The 7228-nt window shown below is 70.9% G+C and carries 5 protein-coding genes; 2 read left to right on the top strand and 3 right to left on the bottom strand.

Translation table 11 applies throughout. The features are described 5' to 3' along the window. Nucleotides 1-569: 569 nt before the first annotated feature. Nucleotides 570-1076: a SixA phosphatase family protein gene (locus AC2VNT_RS02085; protein ID WP_486945277.1), complete on the bottom strand. Its 507-nt coding sequence runs from the start codon at nt 1074-1076 to the stop codon at nt 570-572. A gap of 179 nt (nt 1077-1255) precedes the next feature. On the opposite strand from AC2VNT_RS02085, the gene AC2VNT_RS02080 reads away from it, so the two are divergent. Next, nucleotides 1256-2416 (top strand): metallophosphoesterase family protein, encoded by a 1161-nt coding sequence (locus tag AC2VNT_RS02080; protein WP_486945276.1) that lies wholly within the window; start codon nt 1256-1258, stop codon nt 2414-2416. Then, the gene (locus AC2VNT_RS02075; protein WP_486945275.1) at nt 2413-5031 is read left to right on the top strand and encodes an AAA family ATPase; all 2619 of its coding nucleotides are present in this window, start codon (nt 2413-2415) and stop codon (nt 5029-5031) included. The genes AC2VNT_RS02080 and AC2VNT_RS02075 overlap by 4 nt, the downstream gene beginning before the upstream one ends. Nucleotides 5032-5086: 55 nt before the next feature. Here AC2VNT_RS02075 and AC2VNT_RS02070 read toward each other — a convergent pair whose 3' ends face one another. Then, nucleotides 5087-5929: a DUF4349 domain-containing protein gene (locus AC2VNT_RS02070; protein ID WP_486945274.1), complete on the bottom strand. Its 843-nt coding sequence runs from the start codon at nt 5927-5929 to the stop codon at nt 5087-5089. 36 nt (nt 5930-5965) lie between these two features. Then, on the bottom strand, nt 5966-7228 hold a 1263-nt coding region (locus AC2VNT_RS02065; protein WP_486945273.1), incomplete at its 5' end, for an ABC transporter family substrate-binding protein.

Below are 7228 nucleotides of genomic sequence, written 5' to 3'. Positions count from 1 at the left end.
CCTCCCACATCTTGTGGCTCTACCGGCCAGGACCTGATTCCTGTCCGCAACCCACGTTCACATGTGAGCGAGGCCCCAGCCCCCCATACCGTCTACGACAGCATCGACGCCAAGACCCTGCAACGCGCTCTCCGACATCTGCGCCGGACACCAGAGATGCAGGCGTGAGGCACGCCGACCTATGGGAAACGGAGCCCGCGCCGTGACGCGCGGCGTCAGGAGAGCAACCGCCGCCTACCGCGACCTCGCAGGAAAGACGTGGCACCCCTTCCCCGGATAGCCGGCCGGTGGCGGGCGCGGTGACGGGGTGGTAGGCCATCTCGCGATCGATCAGGAAGTCGACGGTGAGCGTCGTGTTGTGGACGAACGCGGCGACGTTGGGCACACGTAGCTGTAGAGCTTGCCGTTTTGTTCGGCGGCCAACCACACGCGCCGGCCCCGCTCGGCGGCGATGTAGAGGATGGGGGTGGACTCAGTCATTTCCCTGAGGATCGCAGCCGGGTACGACAAGGCACGACCCAGCCCGGGCGGCCGGGGCGGGCGGGTGGCCGTAACGGTTAGCGTCAGCGTTACCGGGGGACGTGGAACCCGACCAGCGCCACGGACCCCAGTTCCACGCTCGCCCAGCTGCCGGTGACCCGTAGCACCGCGATGCCGGACGTCGGGAACTTGGTGGCCAGCCGGGCTTCGGCGCGCGGGTCGGTGCCGGCGACGCCGGCCAGCCCGAGGGCCAGCTGCGACATGGTCGGCTCGTGGCCGATCACCAACAGGGTTGTCACGTCGTCGCCGACGGTGTTGATCTCGTCGATGACCGCGCCCGGGGTGGTGTCGTAGAGCCGGTCGGCGTAGCGGACCGGGGCGTCGACGCCGGTGCGGGTGAACGTCTGGCGGGTGCGGATGGCCGTCGAGCAGAGCACCGCGTCGACGGCCGGCAACCGGGTTCGGATCCAGTCACCGGCCAGCCCCGCCTCCCGGACGCCGCGCGGCGCCAGCGGCCGCTCGTGGTCGGGCGTGTCGGTCGGGTAGTCGGACTTGGCGTGCCGCAGCAGGACCAGGGTGCGCAGGGTGTCGTTCACCTGACCCACGGTAGGGCCAGCTGCCGTGTTTCGTGTTGCTGATGTGTCTTGCGTGGCACGCGGTGTCGGCATCTCCGCCGGCCGTCGGGACCTGCCGAACGAGGTCCGGGGACTTGTCGGTGGCCGGTCATACACTCGCGGTGCCCGGGTCAGAGCAGGATAGAGAGGACCGGACCGGCATGCGATTTCTGCACACCGCCGACTGGCAGCTGGGCATGACCCGGCACTTCCTCTCCACCGACGCCCAGCCGCGGTATTCGGCGGCCCGCCGCGACGCGGTGGCCGGCCTGGGGGCGTTGGCCACCGAGACCGGCGCGCAGTTCGTGGTGGTGGCCGGCGACGTCTTCGAGGCCAACCAGCTGGCCCCGCCGGTGATCAGCCAGTCGCTGGAGGCGATGCGCGCCGTCGGGATTCCGGTCTACCTGCTGCCCGGCAACCACGACCCGCTGGATGCGGCCTCGCTGTACACCAGCGCCCTGTTCCGCGCGGAGCGCCCGGAGAATGTGGTGCTGCTCGACCGCGCCGGCATCCACGACGTGCGGCCCGGGGTGCAGATCGTCGCCGCGCCGTGGCCCGCCAAGCGGCCCACCGCCGACCTGACCGCGCAGGTGCTCGACGGGCTCACCGCCGACCCGGACACCATCCGGATCCTGGTCGCCCACGGCGGTGTGGACATCCTGGACCCCGATCCGGCCAACCCGGCGCTGATCCGGCTGGCCGGGGTGGACGAGGCGCTGGCCCGCGGCGCCATCCAGTACGTGGCGCTCGGCGACAAGCACTCGGTGACCGAGGTCGGCCAGAGCGGCCGGATCTGGTACTCGGGCTCCCCGGAGGTGACCAACTTCGACGACGTCGAACCGAACCCCGGCCAGGTGCTGATCGTCGACATCGACGAGGCCGACCGCACGGTCGGCGTCGAGGCTCGCCGAATCGGCCGGTGGCGCTTCCGCACGCTGCGCCGCCAGGTGGACACCGCCCGCGACGTCGCCGACCTGGATGCCGAGCTGGACGGGCTGGCCGACAAGGACCGCACCGTGCTGCGGCTGGCGCTGGCCGGGTCGCTCACCGTCACCGACCGCGCCGCCCTGGACGGCTGCCTGGAGAAGCACCGGCGGGTCTTCGCCGGAGTGGACTGCTGGGAACGGCACACCGACCTGGTGGTGTTCCCGGCCGACGGCGAATTCGCCGACCTGGGTCTGGGCGGCTTCGCCGCGGCCGCCGTCGAGGAGCTGCTGGCGCTGGCCCGGGACACCGACACCGACACCGACGCCGCGGCTGACGCTGAAGCGGCGCTGGCCCTGCTGCTGCGTCTGGGCGGGCCGGAGCGGGGTGCGCCATGAGGCTGCACCGGTTGGTCCTGGACAACTACCGCGGTGTCGTCCACCGGGCGATCGGCTTTCCGGATCACGGCGTGGTGGTGATCTCCGGGCCCAACGAGATCGGCAAGTCGTCGATGATCGAGGCCCTCGATCTGCTTCTCGAGTCGCGGGACCGGTCGACGAAGAGAGAGGTCAAGCAGGTCAAGCCCGCCCACGCTGACGTCGGCGCCGAGGTCACCGCCGAAATCAGCACCGGCCCGTACCGTTTCGTCTACCGCAAACGTTTCCACAAGCGACCGGAGACCGAGCTGACGGTGCTGGCGCCGCATCGCGAGCAGTTGACCGGAGACGAGGCCCATGACCGGGTGACCGCGATCCTGGCCGAGACGGTGGACGTCGGGCTGTTTCGGGCCCTGCGGGTTCTGCAGGCGAAGTCGACCGACGTGGTGGATCTGACCGGCTGTGACGCGCTCTCCCGCGCGCTGGACGTCGCGGCCGGCGACGTGGCGTCGCCGACCGGCGCCGAGCCGGCGCTGATGGATCGAGTCGACACCGAGTACGGCCGCTATTTCACCAAGACCGGACGCCCGACCGGGGAGTGGGCGGCGGCGACCGCCCGGCTCTGCACCGCCGACGCCGAGGTGGCCCGGTGCACCGCCGCGGTCGACGAAGTCGACGACCACGTTGCCCGGCACGTCGCGTTGACCGCGCGGCTGGCCGAGTCGGAGCAGCGCTGCGGTGCGGCCGAGCAGCGACACGACGCCGCACGTCACGCCGCCGACCGGGTGGACGCGCTCAACGACGAGCTTCGGGAAGCCCGGCTGCAGGCCGAGGCGGCAGCGGTGAAAGGCACCGCATCGGCATCCGCGCACGCCGAGCGGCTGCGGCTGCGCACCGAGATCGACACCCGCGGCGCCACCATCGCCGGCTTGGTGGAGGAGGCCCGGCAGGCGGAATCGGCGGCCGAGGCGGCGCGGGCGGAATCGGATGCCTGCGGCGCGGCGAGCGCCGAGGCGGCTCAGGCGCAAAACAGCGCGGCGCAGCGGGTGTCGACGGCGCGCGCGGCGCTGCGCCGGGTCTCCGGTCGCCAGGAGATCGAACTGCTGGCGGCGCAACTGAGCCGGATCGACTCCGTCGAGGCCGAGCGCGGCCGGGTGGTCGCCGAGCTTGCCGGGATCACGCTGACCGCCGCGGTGCTGCGCGTCATCGAGGACGCCGCGACGGCGGCGGATCGGGCCGAGGCGCAGCTGGCCGGCGTCACGGCGGCGGTGGAGATCACCGCCGCCGCCGACGTCGACCTGGTGATCGCGGACCAGCCGGTGGCCTTGCCGGCCGGTCGGAGCTGGTCGGCCACCGCGCCGGTCGAGATCGCTGTGCCCGGGATGTTGACGGTGCGGGTCGGTACCGGCAGCACCGCGGTCGACGCCCAGGCCAAGCATGTGGCCGCACAGCACGACCTGGCGGTTGCGTTGGAGCATGCCGAGGTCACCGACCTGGCCACCGCGCGCGCCGTTGACCGACGACGACAGCAGCTGGAGGGCAGCCGCGACCAGCTGACCGCGACCCTGGCCGGGCTCTGCGGCACCGGCGAACAGGCCGACACGCTGCGCAACCGGCTGGCCGGGCTGCGCGCGGCGCAGCCGGTGGACACCGAGCCGACAGACCTCGGCTGCGCCGCCGCGCAGGCCGAGCTGGACGCGGCCGAAGCCGACCACGCCGAGTCGGTGAGCGTCTGCGAAGCTCGGCGCGCGGCGGCCGCCGCTGCACAGCTTCGGCTCTCCGAGGCGCTCACCCGGACAACGCTATTGAGTGAAAAGCTGGCCGACCAGCGGGCGGAGGCGGCGGCCGTCGCCGAACGGTTGGCGGCACAGCAGGCCGCGATCACCGACGAGGCACTGACCGCCGCGGCCGATGCGGATGCGCAGGCAATCCGGATCGCAGATCAGCGGGTCGTCGAGATATCGGCGACGCTGGCCGCGGCCGAACCCGATGCGGTGGCTGCCGAACTGGCCGCCGCCGCGGCGGCGGCGCAGAGCCTGCGGGCCGAGCGCGGCGGCGTCGGCGATGAACTGCTGAAGGTCGGCGGCGCGTTGTCGGTCTTCGGTACCGAGGGCCGACAGAGCGCCCTCGACACAGCCGTGGCCGATCGCGAACACGCCGCGGCCGAATGCCGGCGCGTCGGTCGCCGGGCGCGCGCCGCGGATCTGCTGCGCTCGGTGCTGAGCCGGCACCGGGACGACACCCGGCAGCGCTACGTCGACCCGTTTCGCGCGGAGATGCAACGGCTCGGACGGCAGGTATTCGGGGCCGATTTCGAGGTGGAGATCGACAGCAACCTGAGTATCCGCAACCGCACCCTCGACGGGCGCACCGTGCCCTACCAATCGCTCTCCGGCGGCGCGAAAGAACAACTCGGCATCCTGATGCGGTTGGCCGGTGCGGCGCTGGTCGCCAAGGAGGACACCGTGCCGGTGCTGATCGACGACGCGCTGGGCTTCACCGATCCGGGTCGGCTGGCGGGCATGGGCGCGGTTTTCGACGCGGTCGGGACGCACGGGCAGATGGTGGTGCTGACCTGCACCCCGGACCGCTACCGGAGCGTTGAGGGCGCCCATCGCATCGACCTCAGCAGATGAGCACCGCGTCAGGACACCGTCGTGGTGGTTTTGACGTAGTGGCCGCTCATTGGGCTCACATCGGTGGATTCAGGTACCTCGCCCGTCGGCGGGCGCGGCGGCGCCGGCGCAGCACCACCAGACCCCAGCCGGCGGCCAACAGCAACGGCGACCACGGCAGCAGGAACCCGATGAGCGTGATCGCATTGTGCATGAACGACATGAGCGCATGCCAGCCGTGCCGAACGGAGGCGACGAACCCGGGCGACGACGGCGCGGACTCCGACGACAGGGAGACGGTGATGGTGGCGTAGCTGATCTGCTCGCCGAGTTGGGTGCGCTGCGCGCGCAGACCGTCCAGGCTCGCCTGCCGCTCAGACAGCGCCTCTTCGGCCTGCAGCAGATCGGATGTGCTGCCGGCGGTTTTCATCAAGGCCAGCAATCGGTCAACCGAGGCCTGCAGTGCGCCGATCCGGGCGTCGAGGTCGACCCGGTTGGCGGTGACGTCCTCGTGCCGCAACGAAATCGTCGTGACGTCCCCCAACGTTTTGCTGTCGGTGATGAATTCGTCGACCTTCGGGGCGGGGATGCGCAAGGTCAGGTCGGCCGTCCGCGGTGATCGCGACGATGTGTGTTCGGTACGGTCGTCGACGCGCCCACCCGCACCCGCCGCGAGTTCGGCGAGACGATCGGCCGCGTGACCGACGTCGGCGACCGTGATGGTGATGTCGCCGGTCGTCACCACGTCACGCTCTTGCGGCTGATCCGACGGAGCCCTCGGGGCGAGCGTCGCCGGCGCGGCGGCGTTGACACCGCTCTGCACCGGCGTTTTCGCCGAACAGCCGCCGGCGGTGACGACCAACATGAGCACTGCGCCGACCAGCAGTGCGGGCCGCGCCGGCTTGCGATGAGTGACCATGACGACAACCCTAGGCCAATCAACTGCGCATGAAACTCAATTGCGCATGAAACCGATTGCGGTGTAGTCGAGGTCGGCCAGCCCCGGCGCGCCGAAGTTGGCCAGCGAGCTGCGCACCGCCACGTCGCCGGACGTCTGGATCAGCGGCAGGCTGAAGCCTTCCGCCCAGAGCATCCGGTCGACTTCGTTGGCCCGTTCCCGGGCAACCGCCGGGTCCAGCGACTGCAGCGTCTCCTCGATCTTCGCGTCGATCTCCGGGCTGCCGATCTTGCCGTAGTTGCCCTCGCCGTGCATTGCGCAGATCTGAGTCAGACCGGCCAGCGGGAATGCGTCGCCCACCCAGCTGAACTGCGCGATGTCGAAGTCGCCGACGTTGACGTAGTCGCGGAAGAAGTTGCCGCCGGACTTGGCCTCGATCCGTAGCCGCACGCCGACCTGCGCCAGGTTGTGCTGTGCGACCTGGGCGAACTGTCGGGTGCTCTGCGCGTCGTAGACCAGATGCCGGATCACCAGCTGGTGGCCGTCCTTCTCGCGGAACTGCCCGTGCCGCTGCCAGCCGAGAGCGTCCAGTTCGCGTTCGGCTCGCTGCGGGTCGTAGGCGACGACGCCGCTGTTGTCCTGGTAGCCCTCCTGCCCGGCGACGTAGATGTGGTTGTTCAACGCGACCGGATCGTTGGTGAGGCCCCGCTGGGTCACCCGGGCGATGGTGTCTCGGTCGATGGCCCGGGAAATCGCCAGCCGCAGCGCGGGGTCGGACAGGATCGCCCCGGGTGCCCCGTTGAAGGTGAAGTTTGCCCAGGTTGGGGTCGGCGCCCGCCTGATGGAGATGCCGTCGGTGCGGCGCGCGATGGTCAGCTGGTCCAGGCTGGACACCCGGGTGGCGTCGACGGTCTGGTTCTGCAGCGCCGGCATCCGGGCGGCCTCGTCGAGCACCAGGTAGGTGATGGCGTTCAGCCGTGGTGTCCGGCCCCACCAGCCGGGGTTGCGGGTCAACGTGATCCGCTGGGTGGTCTGATCCAGCGCCGTTACCCGGAACGGCCCCGCCGACGGTCCGGGGCCGCTCAGCAAAGACTTGTTGAACGACTCCGGAGTGCCGGTCACGCTGGCCGGCAGCAGCATGTTGTTGCCGGCGAACATCCCGCGCCACTCCGAGTACGGTTTGGCGAACGTCACGACGGCCTGGCGGTCGTCGACCCCGCGGGTCACCGAGGCGACCCGCTCGGCCCCGTTGGTGGCGGCGATCGCGAACAGCGGATCGATACCGCTGACGGCGTGAATCTGGCTGGCGATGTCTCGCCA

This window comes from Mycobacterium sp. TH-M15, from assembly GCF_057473705.1.
The sequence above is the reverse complement of the archived record's forward strand: the minus strand, read 5'-3'. Positions and strand labels throughout refer to the sequence as shown.

What these genes read in the sequence shown, in the direction of transcription:
- AC2VNT_RS02080 (WP_486945276.1), top strand. Translation starts at nt 1,256, where the DNA reads ATGCGATTTCTGCACACCGCCGACTGGCAGCTGGGCATGACCCGGCAC.
- AC2VNT_RS02075 (WP_486945275.1), top strand. Translation starts at nt 2,413, where the DNA reads ATGAGGCTGCACCGGTTGGTCCTGGACAACTACCGCGGTGTCGTCCAC.
- AC2VNT_RS02070 (WP_486945274.1), bottom strand. Translation starts at nt 5,929, where the DNA reads ATGGTCACTCATCGCAAGCCGGCGCGGCCCGCACTGCTGGTCGGCGCA.